This is a genomic window from Psychrobacter glacincola (genome assembly GCF_904846215.1).
Taxonomy (GTDB): Bacteria; Pseudomonadota; Gammaproteobacteria; order Pseudomonadales; family Moraxellaceae; genus Psychrobacter; species Psychrobacter glacincola.
Genome location: NZ_CAJGZK010000010.1, coordinates 87,884 through 111,811 on the forward strand (window position 1 = coordinate 87,884; position 23,928 = coordinate 111,811).

At 43.6% G+C, this 23,928-nt stretch carries 19 protein-coding genes; 9 read left to right on the top strand and 10 right to left on the bottom strand.

The window, feature by feature from the left end; genetic code table 11:
- Window positions 1–91: 91 nt before the first annotated feature.
- Both JMW90_RS07710 and JMW90_RS07715 read right to left on the bottom strand, forming a co-directional pair.
- Complete coding sequence (locus JMW90_RS07710; RefSeq protein ID WP_201562854.1) at window positions 92–3,232, bottom strand: DUF2339 domain-containing protein; 3,141 nt, start codon at window positions 3,230–3,232, stop codon at window positions 92–94.
- 149 nt (window positions 3,233–3,381) lie between these two features.
- On the bottom strand, window positions 3,382–4,119 hold the full coding sequence (locus JMW90_RS07715; RefSeq protein ID WP_201562856.1) for a dienelactone hydrolase family protein: 738 nt from the start codon (window positions 4,117–4,119) through the stop codon (window positions 3,382–3,384).
- Window positions 4,120–4,279: 160 nt separating this feature from the next.
- Here JMW90_RS07715 and JMW90_RS07720 point away from each other — a divergent pair, with 160 nt between their 5' ends.
- The gene (locus JMW90_RS07720; protein ID WP_201562858.1) at window positions 4,280–4,843 is read left to right on the top strand and encodes a YcgN family cysteine cluster protein; all 564 of its coding nucleotides are present in this window, start codon (window positions 4,280–4,282) and stop codon (window positions 4,841–4,843) included.
- 52 nt (window positions 4,844–4,895) lie between these two features.
- Here JMW90_RS07720 and JMW90_RS07725 read toward each other — a convergent pair whose 3' ends face one another.
- Window positions 4,896–6,239: an Lnb N-terminal periplasmic domain-containing protein gene (locus JMW90_RS07725; protein WP_201562861.1), complete on the bottom strand. Its 1,344-nt coding sequence runs from the start codon at window positions 6,237–6,239 to the stop codon at window positions 4,896–4,898.
- Window positions 6,240–6,515: 276 nt separating this feature from the next.
- On the opposite strand from JMW90_RS07725, the gene JMW90_RS07730 reads away from it, so the two are divergent.
- From JMW90_RS07730 to JMW90_RS07745, 4 genes are all read left to right on the top strand, one after another.
- On the top strand, window positions 6,516–7,415 hold the full coding sequence (locus JMW90_RS07730) for an HlyC/CorC family transporter (RefSeq protein ID WP_201562863.1): 900 nt from the start codon (window positions 6,516–6,518) through the stop codon (window positions 7,413–7,415).
- Window positions 7,416–7,709: 294 nt separating this feature from the next.
- Window positions 7,710–9,284, top strand: coding sequence for an apolipoprotein N-acyltransferase (lnt, locus tag JMW90_RS07735; RefSeq protein WP_201562865.1), 1,575 nt, complete (start codon window positions 7,710–7,712; stop codon window positions 9,282–9,284).
- Between the two features lie 136 nt (window positions 9,285–9,420).
- Window positions 9,421–9,855: a hypothetical protein gene (locus tag JMW90_RS07740; RefSeq protein ID WP_201562867.1), complete on the top strand. Its 435-nt coding sequence runs from the start codon at window positions 9,421–9,423 to the stop codon at window positions 9,853–9,855.
- Between the two features lie 799 nt (window positions 9,856–10,654).
- The gene (locus tag JMW90_RS07745; RefSeq protein WP_201562869.1) at window positions 10,655–12,487 is read left to right on the top strand and encodes an aminopeptidase P family protein; all 1,833 of its coding nucleotides are present in this window, start codon (window positions 10,655–10,657) and stop codon (window positions 12,485–12,487) included.
- A gap of 214 nt (window positions 12,488–12,701) precedes the next feature.
- Here the strand turns inward: JMW90_RS07745 and JMW90_RS07750 are convergent, their stop codons facing one another.
- The 3 genes from JMW90_RS07750 to JMW90_RS07760 form a co-directional block, all read right to left on the bottom strand.
- Window positions 12,702–13,574 carry a cell envelope integrity TolA family protein gene (locus JMW90_RS07750; protein WP_227691899.1) on the bottom strand — a complete coding sequence of 291 codons (873 nt, stop codon included), beginning with the start codon at window positions 13,572–13,574 and terminating at the stop codon, window positions 12,702–12,704.
- Window positions 13,575–13,700: 126 nt separating this feature from the next.
- A complete protein-coding gene (fabF, locus tag JMW90_RS07755; RefSeq protein ID WP_201562873.1) occupies window positions 13,701–15,119 on the bottom strand; it encodes a beta-ketoacyl-ACP synthase II in 1,419 nt (472 codons plus the stop codon).
- 96 nt (window positions 15,120–15,215) lie between these two features.
- The gene (locus JMW90_RS07760) at window positions 15,216–16,637 is read right to left on the bottom strand and encodes an anhydro-N-acetylmuramic acid kinase (protein ID WP_201562875.1); all 1,422 of its coding nucleotides are present in this window, start codon (window positions 16,635–16,637) and stop codon (window positions 15,216–15,218) included.
- A gap of 119 nt (window positions 16,638–16,756) precedes the next feature.
- On the opposite strand from JMW90_RS07760, the gene tyrS reads away from it, so the two are divergent.
- Window positions 16,757–17,968, top strand: a complete 1,212-nt coding sequence (gene tyrS, locus JMW90_RS07765; RefSeq protein WP_201562877.1) for a tyrosine--tRNA ligase — start codon at window positions 16,757–16,759, stop codon at window positions 17,966–17,968.
- Between the two features lie 41 nt (window positions 17,969–18,009).
- Window positions 18,010–18,240, top strand: coding sequence for a DUF1653 domain-containing protein (locus JMW90_RS07770; RefSeq protein WP_201562879.1), 231 nt, complete (start codon window positions 18,010–18,012; stop codon window positions 18,238–18,240).
- Window positions 18,241–18,325: 85 nt separating this feature from the next.
- On the opposite strand, the gene JMW90_RS07775 is transcribed toward JMW90_RS07770, so the two are convergent.
- Both JMW90_RS07775 and JMW90_RS07780 read right to left on the bottom strand, forming a co-directional pair.
- A complete protein-coding gene (locus JMW90_RS07775; RefSeq protein WP_201562881.1) occupies window positions 18,326–19,162 on the bottom strand; it encodes an alpha/beta fold hydrolase in 837 nt (278 codons plus the stop codon).
- 171 nt (window positions 19,163–19,333) lie between these two features.
- On the bottom strand, window positions 19,334–20,287 hold the full coding sequence (locus tag JMW90_RS07780; RefSeq protein WP_227691900.1) for an alpha/beta fold hydrolase: 954 nt from the start codon (window positions 20,285–20,287) through the stop codon (window positions 19,334–19,336).
- Window positions 20,288–20,544: 257 nt separating this feature from the next.
- Here JMW90_RS07780 and JMW90_RS07785 point away from each other — a divergent pair, with 257 nt between their 5' ends.
- The gene (locus JMW90_RS07785; RefSeq protein WP_201562885.1) at window positions 20,545–21,201 is read left to right on the top strand and encodes a hypothetical protein; all 657 of its coding nucleotides are present in this window, start codon (window positions 20,545–20,547) and stop codon (window positions 21,199–21,201) included.
- A gap of 27 nt (window positions 21,202–21,228) precedes the next feature.
- Here JMW90_RS07785 and JMW90_RS07790 read toward each other — a convergent pair whose 3' ends face one another.
- Both JMW90_RS07790 and upp read right to left on the bottom strand, forming a co-directional pair.
- Window positions 21,229–21,981, bottom strand: coding sequence for an SDR family NAD(P)-dependent oxidoreductase (locus JMW90_RS07790; RefSeq protein WP_201562887.1), 753 nt, complete (start codon window positions 21,979–21,981; stop codon window positions 21,229–21,231).
- Between the two features lie 132 nt (window positions 21,982–22,113).
- The gene (gene upp / locus JMW90_RS07795) at window positions 22,114–22,761 is read right to left on the bottom strand and encodes a uracil phosphoribosyltransferase (protein ID WP_201562889.1); all 648 of its coding nucleotides are present in this window, start codon (window positions 22,759–22,761) and stop codon (window positions 22,114–22,116) included.
- Between the two features lie 279 nt (window positions 22,762–23,040).
- Between upp and JMW90_RS07800 the strand changes: the two genes are divergently transcribed.
- On the top strand, window positions 23,041–23,751 hold the full coding sequence (locus JMW90_RS07800) for a DNA glycosylase (protein WP_227691901.1): 711 nt from the start codon (window positions 23,041–23,043) through the stop codon (window positions 23,749–23,751).
- Window positions 23,752–23,928: the final 177 nt, after the last annotated feature.

Genomic DNA, 23,928 nt, shown 5'->3' on the forward strand with positions numbered 1-23,928 from the left:
TCAGTTTACTACATAAGCCGCCTACGGATGCTAAAAAGTAATGATGCTAAAAAGTGCTCACACTATAATTTCCATTCGTTCTAATAAGAAACTATAATTTGGCCTGTTTTATCGTCTCATCACGTGCTGGCGGCAGCGGTGCCAAATAACCAATCAGTAAAATCAAACTGCCCGCGCCAAGGAAAGATATCACTCGCCAAATCGCTTCCGTCTGTGACAAATCAACCAAGACCAACTTTAAGACCACAATACCCAATAAGCCAATGCCCATAAACCACAGCGCGCGCTGAAGGTAGCGACTGGCGCTAATGGTGGCGACCAATGCCAGCAGTGTCCATAAAATCGTCAGTCCTGTCTGTACTTGCTCGCTACGCCATGCGCCGCCAGTATGATCGTATGAGGCAGCTATCCACAGCGGTGTATGAATAAAGGTGTGCATCGTTCTGACCAACATACTAGAGAGTATCCAAAAACTAATCAGCGCTAGTACAATCAGTAACGTGTCACTCTTACGAATAGCAGTGAATAGATTTTGCGAGTGCGCCCCACGTTGACGCAATAAATAAACGCCCAATCCGTAAAACAACACCAGCCACAACGTCACATCATACAAGTTAAACAGTGGGAAATAGGGCAGTCCCCAAATCACGCCATCATAGGTGAAATTGGTAAAAATGACCCAGCACAGTGTTAATGGCACAAATATTTTGGCGCTGCTTAATAGTGATTTTTGCCAGTCAAACCAATACATAGAGAGCGGTGAAACTAGATTTTTCGTCTGATTATTATTCTGCTGACGGTACGTCAACCAGAGTCCAGCCAGCATCAAGGCAATCGGCACAAGGATAGTCATCACGCCTTTTGCATCGGGCAAACCATAATGTACTGCTTCTGCCAAAATGATGATGCCAGTACCAAGCCAGCTGGCGCTATCGTAGCCCTTTAACTCTGCATTGTTATGATGGTCTTTATTGATATTGGTATTGTCATGCCATGTTTTTAACCATAACTGCCCAAACACTAGCCAGCCGATGAACAACGTTATAAATATCGACCAATAAAAGGCTGTCCATTGATAGTCAAATTCATATTGTTGTGGCAATTGTAATATCAGCATGGCATAAAATAACAGCAGCAAACCATGGCTAAATTGTCTGATTGCTCGCCACGGACGATATTGATTGATGACATAATAAACAATCATGCTAACGATGCTTGCTAAGGCAATAAGTGTCGATGTTGCCAACTCCCAGCTGGCAAACCATTGATCAAAATCGAGGACTAATACATAGAGCAGCCAGCCCATCGCGGTGAGCGTCAACAAGCGTATTAACGCTGGACGTTGCCAAATGATTTTAAACGCCATACTTTGGCTATTGATACTGTTAAGCCATTGCTGAGCAGCAGACTCGCTAATCCCCAATGCTTTGCCGTATTCCGACAGTGTGTGGCGAGCGTCAAGCGGCTCTGCAAAATCGCGGACAGGCTGCGTTGAGCCTTGCGTCGCTGTCATAGGTGATGAAATAGGTAATGAAATAGGCGAATTGCTGGCACGTAAGATAAAGACGCTGGCAAGGGCACTGATGGCAGAAATCGTTAATGCAAGCGTCGGATAATAATTAAGAGTAATCACAAAGGTATTAGATAGCATAACAACGCTAATTAGCTGCAATAATAAACCGAATAATACTGACCATGCACGAAGAGAACGCCTGCCAAACCATACCAGCGCTAAGCCCTGCACCGCCCAGCCAAAGGCAATCCACTCTGCATTTAATGCCAGCGGAATCACCAAGGCCAAAAAGCCAAAGCCCAGTGCTAGCATTCCTTCCGTAATCAATGCATAACGCTGACTGCGCTGAATAAACGTCCAGCCAAGCCCTAAGTATACAACTGCTAAAATTGCGCTAGTGATGGTCAAAGCGTGATGGATATCGTGTAATAACGCTGAAAATAAACCAAATGCTAATAGCGGCACAGAGAACAGCAGCCCAATATCAATAGGAAACACGTAGCTGGCATGCTGACTCTTAATATCAGCAGCTTGGTCAGTATCAGTATCAGTATCAGTAGCCGTAACGGTAGCGGCATCACTATCGTTATAAGAGATGTTATCGTTATAAGCAATGATGTGCTGTGCATAGCGAATTACAACGAATAAATACAGCAACACATGTAGCGTTACGAGTAAGACCAATGCCCAGCGCTGATTTTCTATAACTACCGCTAAATTTTCAGTCAATCCCCAATAATATGCCAAGCCAAAGGTCACACTTGCGCCAAATAAATTGAGCACCTTCCACGGGCGATAATAAGCGATAACGGCAATGGTCACGTTTAATAACAAGTAATAACTAAATAGTACCGTTAAGCTGCCAGTGTCTTGACTGGTCAAAATCGGTGCAAAGAATCCACCGGATAATGCTAATAATGCCAAAGGAAAGGCGTTTTGGCGCACCGCTAAGCCAATTGTAATGGCAGATAATATACCAAGAGCCACAAAGCTTGGCAGACTACCAATCACCTGATAAACGCTATAAGCAAAAAATGTGGTCAAATAGGCGATGGCTAAACCCGTGCCTTGTAAGCTGATACCATACGCAAAGCGTTTTGCCGCCAGCTTTAAGCCTAATCCTGCCAGCCCTAATCCTACGATAATAATGGCTGTTAGCTTGATGCCAATAGGTACTTGGATATAGTTGCTCAATAAGCGCAGCAGTAAAACCACGCCAACCAGTAAAACCAATACCCCAACACGTACTACTAGGTTACCACCCAAAAACCAGTTTTGAATCGAATGAAGAAGTGAGGTGACGATAGCAAAGGAGCGCTCGTCAGGCTCTATTGGCGCATTAGTGGCTTTATTGGTCAAAGGCTGACTATTGGAAACTGATGATTGACTTGCAGATGGTGATACAAAGTTATTTGATAGAGAATTAGAGGATAAAGCACTAGGCGGTAACGGCGGCGGCATTGATTTTTCTGTTGATGACAATGCATCATCACTAGGTGATTCGGTATCAACTATACTTTTTACAGCAGTACTTTTTACAGCAGTACCTTTTACAGCAGTGCTATTCTTTTTCTGCGCAAGCTCGCTTTTTAATTGCGCCATATCTTGACGCAACTCTGCAAGTTGCTGATGCAGCCTAATATAAAGGGCAATCATAATGACTATTAAAGTGATTACAACCAGCCAACCTAAAGAATCCATCAAAAAATATAGCATCATTATCACTCAATCTGCCTGTCCATTGAGTGATCATGACGCTATTTAACGATAAGCACAATAGTCATCGTTTTAATGAAAAAATAAGGGCAGCTTATCTGGTAAGTTGCCCTTATCATTGTCTCACATTTATAGAAAGATTTTATCCAGCTCTATGCCAAGTTACTCTTCATAAACGCCAGCATATTGTCCCAGCTCTGTTTAGCCGCCGTTTCGTTATAACCAAGATCAACATCATTTTTGGCAGCACGCTCATCTGCTTGTGGATTGGTAAAGCCATGTTTAGCACCATCATAGACATCAATGGTGTAATCAACGTTTGCCGCATCTAGCTCTGATTTGAGACCTTCAATAGCATCCATGGATACCATCGAATCATCGCGACCATGAGCGACCAATACTTTAGCAGTGAACTTTTCATTGGCAGGCTGCTTGGGTGATGGGTTACCGTGGAAAGTAGCCACTGCTTTTAAGGGCATACCTTCTCGTGCCATATCGAGGACAATTTTGCCACCAAAGCAAAAGCCAATCGCACCTAAGTTATCGCTATCAACGGCTAGTTGATCGCTAAAGTCATTAAGAATCAGCTGGCAGCGTGCCATGAGCATCTCTTGATCAGCTAATACTTGCTCCATCCACATATTTGCTTGTGCAGCATCAGAAGTCAGTTTACCTTCACCGTATATATCCATCGCCACTGCAGCGTAGCCTGCTTCTGCTAAGCGCTCAACGACTGATTTTGGATGCTCGACCACGCCCCACCATTCTGGTGCCACTAAAATACCAGCGACAGAATTATCATCTGTCGCATTTTCTGGCAGCGCAACATAGCTAATCAATTGAACGCCATTTTCTGTCGTACTGATCAATTCAAAAGTCTTAATTGACATAGTGTTGTCCTTTTTTAGGTAATGAAATTTACGTTATAAGTATCAGATATCTGTATTTTTTGAGTGATCTATTTGCTGACCTTTACTACCATAACGCCCAACTTAGTCAAAAACAGCTATAATACTGTAACGCTCTTTGTCAAAATGATACGGCAGTTTTATGACCCTAAATTTGTTAAATACCGATAAATCCAATTTAAATGTCGATACTGACATGCCTTTATTATTTGAAGGTGGCTTGACTGAATCACTGCGCCCGCAGTTTTGGTCACGCTATACGCTAGCAGAATTAAACCCTAGCGAATGGGAAGCCTTGTGTGATGGCTGCGGTAGCTGTTGCTTGATTAAATATATCGATGAGGACGAGCAGGGCAATGTTGATGAAGATTTGGTTGAATATACTGATGTAACTTGCCAGCTAATGGACTGTGCGACCGGCTATTGCAGGCATTATGCGACACGCCAAGAGCATGTGCCAGATTGCATTCAGCTGACGATTGATAATCTGCCAAATATGATGTGGCTACCGTCGCACTGTGCCTATAAACGCTTATATAAAGGGCAAAGCTTGCCAAATTGGCATTTATTATTGACCCAAGATACGGTGGCAACTCAGCAACAAATGCGCGCTGCCAATGTCGGCGTAGCAGGGCGCTGCGTGACTGAGATTGGTATGGATGATGAAGAGATGGAAACGCGCGTGGTAAATTGGGTAACGCCTTAATAAGCTCTGATCTTTTTATTGTTGAAAGCTTTAATCTCTTGTAGCAGTGATATCAATGTGAAGCTTGAGCGGCAGATTTAGCATTTGCTTCGGCAATATTTTGCGAATCAGCCAATGGCGGAATAGGAATGCTTTGTCGAATTTGCCGTGAAAATTCGCTGCCATGAATATCGCCGCTATTCTGAAATCCTTTAACCTTTGGATTGATATGGGTGCGCTCATACCAGGTATCCATCGACCAAGGTTGTCCTCTATTTTCGGGATTGGCGTCTAACATACCGGCATCATAAAGATAATTGGGCAACCAACCAGAGACCCAGATCCGGTAGTCCCATGGCAGACGATCATCACTGACCAGACGCGCCATATAAAAGATAATATTGGTACAGTTGCTGGTCAACGTGTTGTACCACGCAGGCTTGGCATTAAGCTCATCAGCGGCTGTCAAATAGGACTCAAACAATGCTTTGACTTCATGCTGCTGCAAATGGCTAATGGGGAATAAATAGACTTGCTCGCCGCGCGCGTTAGTACGTGTGTAGATAATATCGCGCTCTTCAGCGGCAATCAGGCTCAATTCAAAACGTCTAAAAAATCCTGCCAATGCCGAAAACGATTCGCCATTCTCTTTACGAATCTCAAATGAAAAGGCAAGCGGGCGCTCATCTTCAAACCGAAAGCTCACCAAAGTATGAGCAATCAGTGGTCCCATCCAATACGAATTACTCACATCGATACCTGATAGTTTGGACATATCAATCGTGCGCGTCTCCCAGCGCTCTGTCGCTTCTGTGTCGGTATGCCAATCAAAATTTCGTACATTGGTGAGCGTAATCAGATCAGGATTGCTAGCATCGCGCCTATAAGTGACTCTTTCAGAAACTTCTGGCATCCAGTCACGTGATTGCTCTGCTTCAATAGAGAAAAACCAGCCAAGACCGATGAGCCAAAATGCCGTATAAGTGGCTATAAGGCTTTTAACGACAGTTTTTGTATTAATATTCCTTGTGCCAGTGAGCCTGTTTATCAGTTTTTCCGCCATGCTTGTCCGCAAGCGAATAGCAAGCAGTGCTGCCAGTAGCCCAATAACAGTAATGGTTGTGAACCACGTGATAACTGAGTGCCCACCGAATTGATACCAAATCGCTAGCAATAGCCAAACCGCTGACAGCAAAAGCATTAGCGCAATAAAAAATTGCAGCAAATAATATCGCCACTTAGGTTTAGTCGGCTTAGATTTTAGTAGCTTAGCTTTTAGTGGATTACGATTTGATGGTTTATTCAATGTGCTATTTGCCTTGTCATTATTTAACTGATGATTGCCTAAGCCATTGTCTGAACGATGACCAGTTGAGTGCGACGAAAATAGGCGAGAAAAAAAGGCACGTAGCGACATAAGGTTTATTTTGCCTTTGTATTGGCTTTTATTAAGAAAGAAACAGGCTTTGACCATAGCAAAAATTGCAACACACTGACAATACAATTTGAGTGAATTTGACGTTGAATGTCGCCAAGCCTTGCGATAAAGTAAACCTGATTAATATAGATGATTTATGCTTTAATATCCTGTTAATGATAAGCTGACTGTTTTATTTGGCCTTTTTATCCCCATCTATCATTTTTATGATTCTAATTACCATTACATTAATTAAAGAGGTTAACTCACACCATCATGTCTGAAGATGCTCCAAGCCCGAGTAGTTGGTCGATGCGCGGCTTAAAACGCTGGCTATCGACCGCCCCCGAAACCCGAGATGAACTGATACGTTTGGTGCAAGACTCGCGCCAATTTCTAGAACCTGACACCGTGGATATGTTAGAAGGTGTGCTTGATTTGCCGGCAACACAAGTGCGTGAAATCATGACGCCGCGCCCGCAGGTGGTAGGGCTACATGAAAGCGCCAGCCTTGCTGAAGTCATGGATATCATCCTTGAAACCACCCATTCGCGCTATCCGGTTTTTGATAGCCAAGATGACGATGCGGTGATCGGTATCCTATTGGCAAAAGATTTGATTCCTCTGTTGGTGCACATGGTGCGCGATGAAGAAGATAAGATCGGTAGCAAGCGCTTAAGAGATTTGGTGCGCCAGCCGCTCTATATTAGCGAGAGTGCGCGCTCTGATACCTTGCTGCGCTCATTGCAGCGCACCCAAGTTCATATGGCGATTGTCGTCGATGAGTTTGGCAATTTTGGTGGCGTGGTCACGATGGAGGATTTGCTTGAGGAAATCGTCGGTGACATCGTCGATGAGCATGATGACTTTGATGAAGACAGTGATATTAATAATATCGTCGCTGACCCTGAAAAGCCCAATACTTGGCGTGTGCAAGCGTCTACTGTGATTGAAGATTGTAATGATGAGCTTGGCTGTCATTTTGATGATACTGATGTCGATACCATGGGCGGCTTGGTCATGCAGACGCTTGGTCATGTTGGGGATCTAGAAGGTGAGAGCGTGGTCATAGACGATTGGCAAATCACTATCACTGATGTCGAAGGGCGTTTTATTCAAAATCTAGAGCTGACCAAAATTAATCCTGATCAGCATATCTTGATTGGCAGCCATTAAACACTTTGTTGAATAAGTTAAGCTTATTGATTAGAGCTATTAAAAAGACGCTTAACAAGGGTCATATGCATAAAAAAACACGATTGCGATCGTGTTTTTTGTTTTTTAGCATTTGTAATCACTCTTTGGTCGATAAAACACGCAAATTTACCCATTATTTTGGACAGACTGGTATCATGAGCAAGTTTGATTTTTGACGGCTGTATTGAGCATAATATGCCTGTTTTTATATTAAACGTCGATTGAATCATCAAGATTTGAAATTACTGAATAATAAGGTTTTGGATAACTGCTATGCGTCTGTCTACTGTTGATTTGCAAAAACGTCTAAACCCTGAGAAGCCAAAGGGCTTACCATTGGTGCTGACGATATTGATTGCGTGGCTGGCAGGCGCAATATTTATCTTTGCACTCGCGCCTTATGGTTTTTGGCCGGTGGCTCTGGTTTCTCCAGCGATTTTATACGCGTTATTATTGCCACAGATGAGTGGTAAGCGAGCATTCTTTATCGGTCAGGCTTATGGCACAGGGCTTTGGTGTGTGGGGGCGTTTTGGTTATATACATCTATTCATGTGTATGGTGATACGCCAGTATGGCTTGCGCTGATTATGATTGCGCTAATGGGTCTGGGCATGGGGTTATTCCATGGCTTTTTGGCGCTGACTTTTAATCGGCTGGTTGGCAAGCAGCCGTTATCATTTGCCGCGCTATGGATACTACAAGAGTGGATGAAGACTTGGCTGTTTACAGGCTTTCCGTGGCTGTTTGTCGGTTATGCGTTTACTGAGCAGTATTGGCTGTCGTCATTGGCACCTGTTGCGGGGGTGTTTGCCGTATCGTTTGTGGCCGTATTATTAGCAGCCAGTATCGTGGAGCAATTTCGCCGTCGCGGTGGTTATCTGATTGCCACATTTGCGCTATTAATCATTAGTACTTCTTTATGGCTCATCAATCCGCAATGGACGAAGCCAAAGGGCACACCTGATTTGTCGGTGTCGTTAATTCAGGGCAATATCCCGCAAGACTTAAAGTGGCTGACTGAGTATCAAGTAGAGACGCTAAAAATATATGCAACTTTGACCAGTACCGAGTGGGGGCGTGATATTGTCGTATGGCCGGAATCTTCTATTCCCATGTTTCAAGATGAAGCGGTTGGTTTTATCAATGAAATGGTAAAGATGGCTAAAGAAACCGATACCACATGGATCACAGGCATTCCTTATCGAGATCAAGCCAACTTTGACCCAAAAGTGGATAAATATCCGCCGTTTTATAATAGCGTGATTGCGCTTGGTAGTGATGCGCAAGGGATGTATAAAAAGCAGCGTTTGGTCCCCTTTGGCGAATATATTCCTTTTGAGGGTATGCTAGATATCTTGCCGAACCTTGCCGGCAGCCAAGATATCATGAGCTATAGCCGTGGTAGTGACAGCCAATCACCGCTGCGTGTACGTGGGCATAATTTGGGCGCGGCAGTATGTTATGAAGTCGCTTATCCTGATACCACGCGCAAAAACGCTATCGATACTGAATTTTTATTGACCATCTCAAATGATGCCTGGTTTGGCACTTCAGCGGGTCCGCTACAACATCTGCAAATGGTACAGATGCGCGCACTAGAGAACGGACGCTGGTTTATGCGCGCGACCAATACAGGCGTGACCGCAATCATTGACCATAAAGGACGCATCGTAAAACGTGCCCCGCAGTTTGAGCGCACCGTATTACGTGGTAATATTCAGGCGCGTGTCGGTAATACCCCTTTTATGCGCTTTGGTAATTATCCTATTTTAATCGTGATTGCTCTGCTGCTATTATTGAGCTATCTTGGCAAACGAGCAACGCCTCGAACACGTGTGATCGATTAATTGTATGGGAAATATACAGTCGCTATTATGTTTTTCGATAATAAAACCTTTAAATAGATGAGGGTTTTAACAAATCGACATAAATTGCGATATAATAGGTCAATATTTCAAATATTTTGTGCAAGGTGGATAAGGTATGTCAGAACATATTGTCGAAAACAACCCTAAAAAAGAGTTCTTATTTGCTTTAGGCGGTGTTGGCTTATTTTTAGCTATTGTCTTATTGATTGGTATTTCTGGTTTCTTGCGTCCAGCGGGAGAGCATATTACTGCTGAAGCCACACCAGCGGTTGAAGCCGAAGTGGCTGCCACTGACGCCGTTGCTGCACCCGTAGCAGCCACTACTGCGCCAGTAACAGGGTCGGAAGTAGCGACGACTGCTACGCCAGCCGATGCGACAGTGACACCTGCAGCTGAAGCTGACAGTGCTGTTGTTACCGCAGAAGCGGGTACGGCCACTGCTGAAGGGACAGTCAGTCAAGCAGCAGTTGCTGATGCTGATTTAACAGCAGAGCAAGCCGATGGCGACCTAGAAGCTGGTACCACTGAAAAAGCGCCTGCTGCACAGTAATTTTACTGCGCTAGACATTGTGATATAAGTGTAACGCTGAGCAAGCGATCACTTGAGTCTCTACATGTAGGGTTTAATCTCTACTTAGAGAGATTGCTATTGTTGCTATGAATAGGACTCAGCACAACCATAAAAAACCCGTTCTCAATCACTGAGAACGGGTTTTTTATGGTTGTTTGTATGATTCTTGACTATTTTTCTTTTTACTTGGTTTTGGGCAGGTGAAACAATATTGCGCCTATTACACCTATTTTATGGATCAAGCTTGGTAATCGAGGTTTTGAGCCGAATATAGTTAAAATACTCAGTTATCAATCAGATGAGTTGTCCAAATCAGTGATTAACGATAAGACGTGTTACCATTACTGGAAGCACGTTTTATTGTTTTACATGATGAAATATTCGCCTAAGCCTATTGAAAGCTGACTGTCTGCCTAAACATCTATAGTTAAAATATCTCAAAAACGCTACAGTGCTGCTGGTATAAATTTTTTGCAGCCTCTGTCGGCTAGCTACAGCAAGCAAGAAAAATGAATATCAGCAGTACTTGATGTATCGATATTACTTTTCCCTGACTATAAAGGTGTTGTTTTTATTCTTACGCTTAATCGATATTGTCGGATTGCTATGCTAAACGACTTTGTCTAATATCGTTTGCCCAATCTTTACTACCTCTTAATTTACATTGAAGACTGCATTTATTTATCAAATAAGACGGCTATCCATAGTCGCCTCATATTATTTTCTAAACGCTGATTTTTAAATACTAATTTTTTAAACACTCATAAGGAATTACCTAATGAATAAAAAAGTCATTCGCGACCGTATTGAACGCTTGCGTCAGACGCTGGCGGCGCAAGACCTGACTGCGATTATCGTACCGACAGCCGATCCGCACTTGTCTGAGTATTTACCAGAATACTGGCAGACTCGTGAATGGCTATCAGGATTTACTGGCTCTGCAGGTACTCTAGTAGTGAGCGCTGACTTTGCAGGCTTATGGGCGGACAGTCGCTATTGGGTACATGCCGCTGATGAATTAGCGGATACAGGCATTAGCTTAGAAAAACTAGCACCGGGTCAGCCTAATCATATCGATTGGTTAGCCGAGCATTTGCAGGAAGGGGATAGTGTGGCAGTCGATGGTAATGTGCTGTCTATCGCGGAGCAAGATCGACTGCTAAATGCCTTTGATGCTAATGATATTACTTTGATTACTGAGCGTGATGTATTGACAGAAGTGTGGACAGATCGTCCAGCTTTGCCAACAGCCAGTTTATATGTACATGATGCGCAATTTGTCGCACAGTCTGCTGCCTCAAAACTTGCGGCAGTCCGCGCTGGTATGTCGGATGCAGGCGCGACCCATCATTTGCTTTCCAGTCTAGATGACATTGCATGGCTGACCAACTTACGCGGTGCTGATGTGGATTACAATCCAGTATTTTTGGCGCATATGCTGATCGATGCTGACACAGAGGCTTTAAACAGTGCGACATTGTTTATTGATAATAATAAAGTCAGTAGCGAGATAGCACAAAGTTTAAAAGATAGCGGCATTACCCTTGCTGATTATGACGCCGTACAGGACGCATTGGGTACTCTGACAGCGGATGATTTATTATTGCTAGACCCAAGTAAAGTTGCTGTTGGCACCTTATCCAAAATGGGCGACGATGTTGGCTTTATTGAGCAAATGGCGCCCAGTACATTGCTCAAATCAGTCAAATCAAATACTGATATTGACCATGTGCGTGAAGCGATGCGTCAAGATGGTGCCGCATTATGTGATTTTTTTGCTACCTTTGAGCAGCGTCTAAGAGCTGGCGAGCGTTTAAGTGAGCTGGATGTCGATAGTATGTTGATTGACGTGCGTAGTCGTCAGCCGCATTATGTATCGCCAAGCTTTCCAACGATTGCAGGCTTTAATGAAAACGGTGCTTTGCCACATTACCGCGCAACACCTGAGAAGTTTAGCTACCTTGATGTGAGTGAAGGTGAAGGCGGACTATTACTGATTGACTCTGGTGCTCAATATCAAAATGGCACCACAGATATCACCCGGGTGGTCGGTATCGGTCAAGTAAACGCAGACCATAAACGCGACTTTACGACGGTACTCAAAGCCCATATTGCGCTAGCGCGTGCGTATTTCCCTGACGGTATCGCCTCACCGTTAATCGATGCGATATGCCGTGCGCCATTATGGCAAGCACAGATGGATTATGGTCATGGTACAGGTCATGGTGTTGGTTATTTCCTCAACGTCCATGAAGGCCCACAAGTCATTGCTTATAGTGCCAGCACGCCAAAAGAGCGCGCGATGAAAGAAGGTATGATATCCAGCAATGAGCCTGGACTATACCGCGAAGGCAAATGGGGTATTCGTATCGAAAACTTGGTGGTTAATATGCCAGTTGGCAATCCTGCTGAGACAGAGTTTGGCGATTTCTTAAACTTCGAGACCATTACTTACTGCCCAATCGATACGCGTTTGATTGAGCCATCCTTGTTAACTCAAATAGAGAGTGATTGGCTAAATAGCTATCACAGCCAAGTCTATGCTGAGCTAAAAGACCGCGTCGATGGCGCAGCGCTTGACTGGCTAAGCGAGCGTACGCAAGCGATATAGTCAGTGAAAAGTAATATCGACACATTATGTACTGCGAGTATCAATTTTTCTTGCTTGCTTTGCCTAGCCGACAGAGGCTGTAAAAAATTTATACCCGCAGCACCGTAGCGTTTTTGAGATATTTTAACTATATATAAGAATCGCTCACTTTTAAGCAAGCATAAAAAAGCCCCGTAAAATATTCATGGGGCTTTTTGCTGTTCAGGCACTGCGTTTAATTTTTTGGAAGATTATCGTTAGAACTAGGCTTGTCTTGCTCACTTAAATGTTGAGTCATCTCAGCACGCAGCCAAGATTTTAGGTTTTCAGACATCAGCATCATCTGATCACTCAGATAATCGTCAATTTGCATTTCAAGCTCATGAATCAGCTCTTTATGAGTGACACTGAGTTTGGTATCTTTGACAGCTAAGCTAATCGCTGCACTGGCTTTATTATTGATGGCATTGATGCTGTTATCGCTCTTAATAGTTTTATCGTTGTTAATACTTTCGTCAACAATAGTATTGGCATGTTCGCTAATAGTTTTGCTGGCAACAGTATTTTTTTGAGTATCAGAATCATTATTGATAACGGCATGAACACTATTGTCAGTGTTGGTTTTATCAGTAGCAGATGTTTCTGCTTTTATAGTCGCCTCTAAATGGTTTTTATTAGCAGCCAATCTTGTCTCTTTTTCTGCTTCTTTCTGAGTGTTTTCAGCTTGTTTGCGCTTATTCTCTGCTTTAAGAGCTTCTTCTTTTAACCTGCTTTCCTCTGTTAAGCGTGCTTCTTCTTGACGCTTAGCTTCTGCTGCTGCTTTTATTTTTCGTTCTTCTTCTAAACGCTGTTGTTCAGCAATCGCCTGTTCTGCTACTTGTTTTTCAGCGATTGCCTTGGCGATAGCTTGCTCAGCTTCATGATTCTCATAAAGATCATCAAGATGCGCATCTAAGTCATGGGTGCTAAATACAAAGGTTTCAAAGGGTGTTTCGGCTTTAAGCAAGGTGGTGATATCGGTCAGTTCTTGGATAATTGAGGTGCGTATAGAGTCTGGCGCACACGTCCAGCGCTGATAAAACTGATGAGAAAATGAGTAGCTTGACATGGTATCGTCCATAAATGTTGCAAAAATTACCCCTTATCATACGCAAGGATGATAAGGGGCTGCAAGTAGACAAACGTAGTAAATCTGAGACCAAGGTTACAAGGTCTCAATCATCAGCTTGACGCCTTAGGGCTTGACTGGCCAGCGGGCAAATATTAATGAGCCATTGGTGCCGCCAAAACCGAAACTATTAGATACGGCATACTGCAAATTGTCTACCTGACGCGATTGATTGGCGACATAATCCAGATTACAGTTGTCTTCAATATTTTCTAAATTGATCGTTGGCGGTACTTGCTGATGTTGCAAAGCAAGCACGGTAAAGATAGCTTCAACGCCGCCCGCCGCGCCAAGCAGATGGCCGGTCATCGATTTGGTTGAGCTGACTAAGATGCTATCTTTTACAGGCGCAAATACCGTTTCAATGGCGATAGATTCGGCGACATCACCGGCAGGCGTGCTGGTGCCATGGGCGTTGACATAGCCCACGACCGATGGCTCAATACCCGCATCTTCTAAGGCATTACGCATCGCGCGCGCCGCTCCACGACCATCTTCTGGCGGCGCAGTGATATGACTGGCATCATCACTCATCCCAAAGCCAACCAATTCAGCCAGTATCGTCGCACCGCGCGCTTTGGCGTGAGCAAGGCTTTCTAGTACCATGACACCTGCGCCATCACCAAGCACAAAACCATCGCGGTCTTTATCAAACGGGCGTGAGGCGCGGGTCGGCTCATCATTGCGGGTTGAGAGGGCATGCATAGCACCAAAACCTGAGATACCAAGCGGGCTTGAGCCTTTTTCACTACCGCCTGCCAGTATCACATCGGCGTCACCATAAGCAATCAAACGCGCTGCCAGACCAATCGCGTGAGTTGCTGTGGTACAAGCAGTGGACGTTGCAAGATTTGGACCTTTTAAACAGTGTTTAATCGCTACCAGCCCTGCGGCCATATTGACAATAGAGCCTGGAATGATAAAGGGGGAAACTTTGCTTGCGCCTTTTTCACGTAAAGTATCACGGCTGTTTTCGATGTTTTGAATACCACCAATCCCTGACCCCAAAATTACCCCAAATCGCTCTTGGTCAACGCCTTGTACCGGAGCGTCAGTAGCGCTTACCTCTTCAATAAAACCAGCATTTTTTAATGCCATAGAAGAGGCGGCAACCGCATAATGCATAAACTCATCATAGCGGCGCGCGTCTTTGGCATTCATGTATTGCTTGGCATCAAAGTCTTTGACCACGCCTGCGATTTGCGCGCGATAACCAGTTGCATCAAAATGACTGATAGCTGTGATGCCGCTTTCACCTTTGAGTAGTTTCGCCCACGAGCTTTCGACATCTAATCCCAATGGCGTGACCGCGCCCATACCCGTCACGACGACACGCAACTCATCAGTGCGCTCATAATGTGGCAGCTTATGACGTTGTTTTTTCTGGGCGGTGGCAGGAATGTTGCCAATAGGGCTATTAATAGTACTATTAGTAGTAGCTTGGTCGATAAGTGAGTCGTTGGGTAAACTGCTGTGCTGGCTCATGCGCTATATCCTATACTGACAGATCCTAAAAGGAGAGTATTTCTAAAACCATTATAAAACACATAGGTGTACGCATGTAAACTAAAATTCGACCAATCAGGCAAAACAGACTTGTCCCAATATCACGCCTTTACTGGCGCCCGTCACGGCAGGCAAATTACCTGTTTCACCCATGAGTGTTTGTCTTGCCAACCATGCAAAGGCGACGGCTTCTACCCACGTTGGCTCAAGACCCAAACTGGCGGTGGTTTCTACTTTGCAGCGCGGTAGATGTACTTGTAAGCGATCCATTAAATAATCATTCAGCGCACCGCCGCCGCAGACATATACGGCACTGTTTTCATCAGTGTTGATAAAGAGATTAATTTGGGCGCTGGCAGTGATGGCGGTCAGCTCAGTCAGCGTCGCTTGCACATCAGCGGATGAATAGCGAATATCAGCAGAGGCCTGATCGAATTTTTGTAGCTCATCCTGCAGCCATGCTAAGTTGAAATCTTCACGCCCGGTGCTTTTAGGATGCGTTTTATGAAAAAATGGATGCTCTAAAAGCTGATTGAGTAGTGGCTCAACGACTTGACCTGATTGCGCCCATGTACCGCCAGCATCATAATCTTTATCAGTATGTAATGTCGTCCATGCATCCAATAATAGATTGGCAGGACCGGTATCATAACCAACTACACTATTAACGCTATCAGATGGCTGATGGTCTGAATGTTCATTAGCGTCTGAAAGGCCATTAGCAATCGCTGGCAACACAGCGATATTAGCAATACCGCCTAAATTGAGTAACACGCGAGTGCTATCAGGCACGGCAAATAATGCTTGGTGGAAAGCTGGAACTAAAGGCGCCCCTTGACCACCGACTGCCATATCACGACGTCGAAAGTCACTAACAACGCTAATACCTGTACGTTCAGCGATGATATTGGCATCGACCAATTGCAAGCTAAAACCCATTTGCGGGCGATGACGCACTGTTTGACCGTGACAGCCAATCGCCAGTACCGACTCTACATCGGTATTTGACTGTTGCAATAAGCTATTGATCACATCGCTGGCAAACTCAGCATATGCTTTACTTGCCCAGCCAAACCAGTCCAGCTCGCTGTTTGGCTCATCTTTGATTGGCGTTAATGCTTGGATACCATTGGGTTGACACAATGCCAATAGCACCTCACGTAAACGTGGCGGGAAATCTTGGCTATGAGTCGCTAACAGTTGCATCGGTTGCTGTGTATTGTCATCATTACCACTATTCGAGCTATTAGTCTGGTTGCTAAATTGACAAAGGACAGCGTCCATTCCATCTAAGCTTGTGCCTGACATCATGCCGATATATAAGCCATCGTCGAAGTTTTCGAACACTGTTTGTTCGAGTACTTCAGTCAGAGTGGCATGGTTTAAATCGTCCATATTATCTAGACGCTTATCTAAACGGCTATCAAAATCATTATCTAAACGCATATCTGAAAAATTATTATGCTGACTATCAGCAATCGATGCGGGGTTACTCATGGCAATTTACCTTAAAAAACGCTAGTATATCTGCCAAATTCTAACATTTTTTGATGGCGACGAGATTCTAAATAGCCCAAATGCTCAAACCCTTTAATAAAGACAATAAAGAGATCATCATGACCACTCAAACCTACACCCTAGAAGAACAACTTGCTCTTATCCAGCGCGGCACTCAAGAAATCCTATCTGAAGAGGATTTGGTTAAAAAACTGAAACTAAATCGTCCGCTGCGTATCAAGGCAGGCTTTGACCCTACCGCGCCTGACCTGCATTTGGGTCATACGGTATTGATTAATAAGCTTAAGCATTTTCAAGATTTGGGTCATGAGATTTATTTTTTAATCGGTGATTATACTGCCAAGATTGGCGATCCTTCTGGCAAAAACTCTACCCGTCCGCCATTGACTGATGAGCAAATAAAAATTAATGCTCAAACGTATGCCGAACAAGTATTCAAAATCTTAGATAAAGAAAAGACCCGCGTGGTGTTTAACTCTGAATGGTTTAAAGATATGTCAGCCGCGGATATGATTCAGCTTGCCAGCCAACAGACGGTCTCACGTATGCTAGAGCGTGATGACTTCTCTAAACGCTATGCCTCGCAAACGCCTATCTCTATCCATGAATTTCTCTATCCTTTAGTTCAAGGTTATGATTCAATCGCTCTAAAAGCGGACGTCGAGCTTGGTGGTACCGATCAGACTTTTAACTTGCTTATGGGTCGTACGCTGCAAGGTCGTTATGGGCAAGAGCAGCAAGTCTGTATTACCGTACCAATTTTGGAAGGACTAGACGGCGTTAATAAAATGTCTAAATCCTTAAACAACTACGTCGCTATCCACGATGCACCGGGCACGATGTACCAAAAAATCCTTTCCATGCCCGATACTCTAATTCGTCGCTATTTTGAATTTTTAAGTTTCAAACCGATGGAAGAAGTCGAGAGCTTAATGAGTGAGATGGAAAATGGTCGTAATCCACAAGAAATCAAACGTATTCTTGCTGAAGAGTTAATCGAGCGTTTTCATGATTCGGATGCCGCTGCCAATGCGTATAAGTCAGCGGGCAACGTCTTAGCTGATGGTGAATTGCCAGTAGATTTGCCTGAAGTGACGCTAGACTTGGAAGGTCAAGAGGCGTTATTTATTACCCAAATATTGAACCAAGCTGGGCTTACCAAAAATAGCTCCGCTGCCAAAGATATGATCAAACGTGGCGCGGTAAAAGTAGATGGCGACGTGGTTGATAGCAGTTTTAGCTTAACCTCAGGGCAAACCGTTGTTATCCAAGCAGGCAAAAAGGCTTATGCAAAAGTGACGGTGGGGTAGTCAATTTATCAAAATCTCAGTATAAAAATTAAGGTCTTATTATGGTAGAAAAAATAGTTCCCCAAGGCATTTACCGCCATTACAAAGGCAGTCTTTACCAAGTGTTGCATACTGCTCAGCATTCAGAAACAGAAGAAACGTTGATTGTTTATCGTTGTCTGTACGGAGAATATGACGTTTGGGTACGTCCGCTTGCGATGTTTGTGGAAACCGTTGAGTTTGATGATAAAGAAGTACCGCGCTTTGAACTCGTTAAAGTGTTGGCTGATTAATGAATAAAATGTATTAAAAATCATTGCCCAAATAAAAAGCGACCCGTTAAGGTCGCTTTTTTGTGTCTTATACATGGAGATGCAATTAGCTGTTCAAGAAATCAATCAATACTTTATTAAATTCTTCAGCATGCGTCACATTAATACCATGTGGACCGCCTTCTACAACATGCAATTGACTGTCAGCAATCATATCATGCGATCGCTGACCACTGGCTTCAAATGGGACGATTTGATCAGCATCACCATGAATCACCAAGGTAGGCACATCGAATTTTTTAAGATCATCACGGAAGTCGGTATAGCTAAAGGATTTAACGCAATCCGAAGTTGCTTTTGCCGAAGCAAACGAGGCAATATCGAGGTTATATAAGCGCATCGGTTTGCTGACTAACAGCTTACCGTCCATTGGGGTAAAGAAATTCTTGGTAAAGTCATTTAAGAAGGCGATTCGATCGTTGGTCACGCCATCTACAAACCCTTGAATGTCTGCTTCTGCTAGAGCACCCTCAGGATTATCATCAGCTTTGAATAGATAAGGCGGTACAGCAGAGGCAAGTACCGCTTTGCTAATACGCTCTGAGCCAAATTTGCTAAGATAGCGAGCCACTTCACCGCCGCCCATTGAGAATCCAACAAGGGTTGCATCGTTTAAGTCCAGCTTATCTATAAGTGCTTTTAAATCTTGTGCCAAGGTATCGTAATCATAGCCTTCCCATGGCTGGGAAGATTTTCCAAAGCCACGTCTATCATAAGTAACGACTTGATAGCCCGCTTCTACCAGCGCAAGCGTTTGTGCTTCCCATGCACGGCCACTCAATGGCCAGCCATGAATAAGTACCACAGGCTTACCTATTCCTTGAGTTTCATAGTAGATTTCGACAGGTTGATCGTCTTGGGTTGCAACGGTAACGTAAGGCATGGTTTTGTCCTTTTGTATTATTATTGGAATATATTCTATTAATGACGTTAATGCGCTTATGCAGCTAACGTCAGCTCTTTATTATAAAAGGAGTCTTGAAGCATTACCATGAGATCTTGTACAGTCCTAGTGGGGGTTATAGCGTTTTTTTGTGAGCTTATACTGGGGTAGTTAACCTTGCAAAAACCCCTTCAACACTCGATAAAACCCAGTCGGCTCGTCCAAAGGGATGGCATGACCTGCGCGTGGCAAAATAACTTCAGTAGCGTTGGGTAGCATCTGGGTAATCTTCTGCTGCCATTTAGGGTCGTATAGTTTGGAGCGACCACCGATGAGGTTGATTACCGGAATAGTAACGTCTTCTATGGCTGGCCGAAAATCGTAAGGTATGGCCAAATAGGCTTGTAGACAACGCATCTTATGTTGCCAAGTAATGTGATCATAAAAGACCAATTTATGATCGTTTTGGTGAGTCAATATTTTCACAATTGCCTTTGAGCGTGGACGATTGACTGATAATAAAGAAAACAAGCGTTCGACATCCGTCACACGACGTTTGAGTGCAAAAGGCAAATGAGTGAAGATATCGAGATTAGAGTATGGCAGCGTCAAATCTACCACCTCATGAAAGATATCAAACAACTCTTGTTGTCGCGCGCCAAACAGTCCGCCTTGCCAGTCCGATTGATTATGAATAACAGGACTTTGATCGATATTCAAATAGCGACTGACTCGTGATATACCAAAACGCTCAAAATATGACCACATCACTAGCGCACCCATTGAGATGGCGGCGATTGGTAAAGATTCTACGTTACGATCGCGGCAAACGTGCTCAATCATTATATTCACATCATCAGCATACTGACGCACAAAATCAAACTGAGTAAGATTGATATCTTTTGCTGCGCCAAATCCTCTAAAGTGCGGTAGATAAAAGGTATATTTGCTAGTCAAAGGTAAGATAAATGGTAAAAACTCACGTGCGTCCATGCCGTAGGCGTGCAGCATCATGACGGGTTCGCCGTCACCTATGACAGAGACGGGTAGTAGCGCGCCGTCCATGGTCGCGACAGTCATCGTCTGTAATTGGTATTGCGTAGGTAGGGTGAGTAAGTTTGTCATCATAGCCTTTTATTTTTCGTCCTAATGAGATGTAGTCTTAATCAAAGTCACTACTAAATATTCTGCATCTTATCGATGAGAGCTTGTTATAGTAAAATCGGTGCTAATACATCTGTTTTGATACAAGATAGCTAAGCTGACCATAGCATAAAATGGAAATTCAATTTAAGTCTGTACGATCAAAACAGTAATGAAAAAAAATGAAGAGTAGCCACTATCCTAAATCTGAAATAAAAGAATAAAGGGAGAGATGCTTTATGAGCACACCGACACTGGCATCACTTGATAGTAGCCTTTACCCGCAAGTTTGGGAGCGGCAGACATTTACTGATGCGCGCAGTATATTGATAGCGATGTTAATGGGTAATATCGAGCCAGATGCCAAGGCTTTTAGTAAGCAATTACTGGCAAACGACACTTATCAAGACTGGATTAATAGCAGCGTCTTTGGACGCTACTTACATCGTAACTTTACCGCGTTTTATCAGCAAACCGAAGACAGCTTTAATCTAGAGATGCCTGCATTATTTCGTCAGGAATTGATGCGTCATGCGCAATATTTACCGCTAGAGCAAGTCTTGTTTTTTGCAGGGGATTTGCCAAAAAGCGCGCGCCAGACAAAGATTTTAACCATAACCGTTAATCCAGCCACTGCTGTGATTAATGCGCAAAAGATGAACAAAAAATCTTCGATGAATAGTCCAAGCGCCATTATCAATCAGATTACGGTGATTGGTAAGCAAGTATTAGGATTTCCAATACGTCACAACAAGCGCACCAGTGAGCGCACGCGCAATGAGGTTCTAATTTTGGATTTTCAAGATTTACGCTTGGTCCATGAAATAAATGTCAGAGCCAAAAAAAGAAGCAACACAGCGGATACTATGTTGCTTCGATATTATGAACTATGTTGATAAGCAATTTGAAAATGTTAGGGCGGTCTATTTGTCTTGCTTAGCAATCGTTAGTCCATTATAAGTTTGCGCGACAGGCATGACTTCCAAGCGATTGACATTAATATGAGCGGGAGATTCTATCAACCATAATAAGATATCGCCAATATCATCACCCGTCATGTTCTTAAAACAATCATAGACTTCTGCCGCCTTATTATCATCACCATGATAACGTACGTTTGAAAACTCAGTACCTGCAACGCTACCGGGTTCAAGATTGGTGACGCGCACCTGAGTGCCGACCAGATCTGCTCGCAAGTTTAAGCTAAATTGTTTTACAAAAGCTTTAGTGCCACCATAGACATTGCCACCATAGTACGGCCAATTGCCAGCGATAGAACCTAAGTTAATGATGTAACCACTGTCACGTGCGACCATCGCCGGCAAGACGGCATGCGTCAATGCTATTAATCCTTTAATATTGGTATCGACCATGCGCATCCAGTCATCAAGATTGGTCTTTTGCGCCGGCTCTGTACCAAGAGCGAGCCCCGCATTGTTCACCAAGACATCAATTTCCTTAAAATCATCTGGCAAGTCAGCAATGATTTGCGGAATAGAAGCGGTATCGCTGACATCCATCACGACGGGTAAAAACAATTCACCCAGATTTTCTGCTAGCGCATTGAGCTTTTCAATGCGTCGGGCACAACCAATCACACGATGACCTTTTGCAACCAATCGCTCAGCCAGCGCTTTACCAAAACCCGCGCTTGCTCCTGTAATCAATACGTTCATTGTCTATCCTTATCGTTGATACCATATTATTTTTAACATAATTTTTTTATCATAACTATTATGACGACTGCTTGGCTTAGTTTATCTATTTTGACTTAATAGCAACTATTTTAACTACCATTAGAGTGATAGTTATCGGTTTGATAATTGCTTACCAAAGATTTTATCACCGGCATCACCCAGACCTGGAATGATATAACCGTGCTCATCTAAATGACTATCAAGGGCTGCCGTATAGATAGTCACATCAGGATGCGCTTCATTAACCAAGCGTACGCCTTCAGGTGCTGCCACTAAAACCAACGCTTTAATATTGGTGCAGCCATTTTTCTTGAGCATCTCGATGGTCGCAACCATTGAGCCGCCGGTTGCTAGCATTGGGTCAATGATCAGCGCAGGACGTTTGTCCATATGGCTGACGAACTTTTCAAAGAACGGCACAGGCTCCAAGGTTTCTTCATCACGTTGTAGACCTACCACAGAGATTTTTGCCGTAGGAATCAAATCGAGCACGCCGTCCAACATGCCAATACCCGCACGTAAGATGGGTACGATCGTTGCTGTTTTACCGACAATTTGCTCACCGGTGATTTCACCACACCAGCCTTCCATTGGGAAAGTTTCAATTTCAAAATCGCGGCTCGCTTCATATGCCATCAAGCGTGCAAGCTCTTTGGTCAATGTACGAAACTTATAAGTACTACAGTCTTTTTCACGCATAAGGCTGAGTTTATGACGGACTAACGGATGATCGATTACAGTGATTTTTAAGTCGCTCATAAGTACTCTCTTGGTTTTTTGTCTGACACTTGCGCAGTGACTGCGTTTGCCATTAGTATAAAAGATACAAACACTTACTCCACTTTAACCCTATATTGAGCACACAAGTAGTAAGATTACTATTTCAGTCATAAAACTAGCCACATGACTTTACCGCCTTGATAATGGGACTGCTTTTATTTAAGCCAACTATGTTTGACTGTATTGTTCTATGACAAATGAAGTAGTGTTTAACCTTGCTATGATACCAAAGAAACCGCTTTTCTGATGAAGAATCTTATGACCAAACCAACATCGAACGCTCACACTGAGCCATCAAAACCTGTTAACGACTTTGCATGGTCACAAACTTTAAAAACAGACTCGGATAATATTGAAACGCATCCATTTGGGCCGGTTTTGCCACGTGATGCGACGGTCATGATGATGGGAACGTTTCCACCGACCGCTGATAAGTGGGCGATGAGGTTTCATTATCCTAACTTTTACAATGATATGTGGCGTATTTATGGGCGGGTATTCTTTGATGATGCAGATTATTTCAGAGTAGGCGATGAGAAGCGTTTTGATCCTGAGCGCATCCGAGAATTTATGTTTGAGCGCGGTATCGCGTCCTGTCCCACCGTTATACAAGCGATTCGCGAAACGGGTAATGCCTCTGATAAAAATCTCACGGTCGTCACCCCAGTGGCATTAGACAATATATTAACGCAAGTACCAAAGGTTAAAGCATTATTTACCACTGGCGGTAAGGCAACTGAGGTATTACTTAATATGTTGGATACACCACCCGCTAAATCGAAATACCCGAAGACCAATCAAAGCATTGACTACCCTTATCAAGCGCATAGCGTGGATAATAATCAAAAAGCGAACGTCAATGACTTAACGCTATATAGACTACCCTCAACTTCACGCGCCTATCCATTAGCCTTGGATAAAAAAGTTGCTGCCTATAAGGACTTCTTTAAAGAGATGGGTAAGCTATAAGTTGAGTATGAAATAGCGACTAGCTACCCATTAACTCTATTTAATACCTACCTAGATTCAAATAAGAAGTGCAACGTTTTAAAAGAATGAGTTGAAGAGTAAGATGTGCCGTGTTGCATTTCAAACTTCAACTCCTACATATCAGAACGTTATGACACACTATACACATCTTACCCA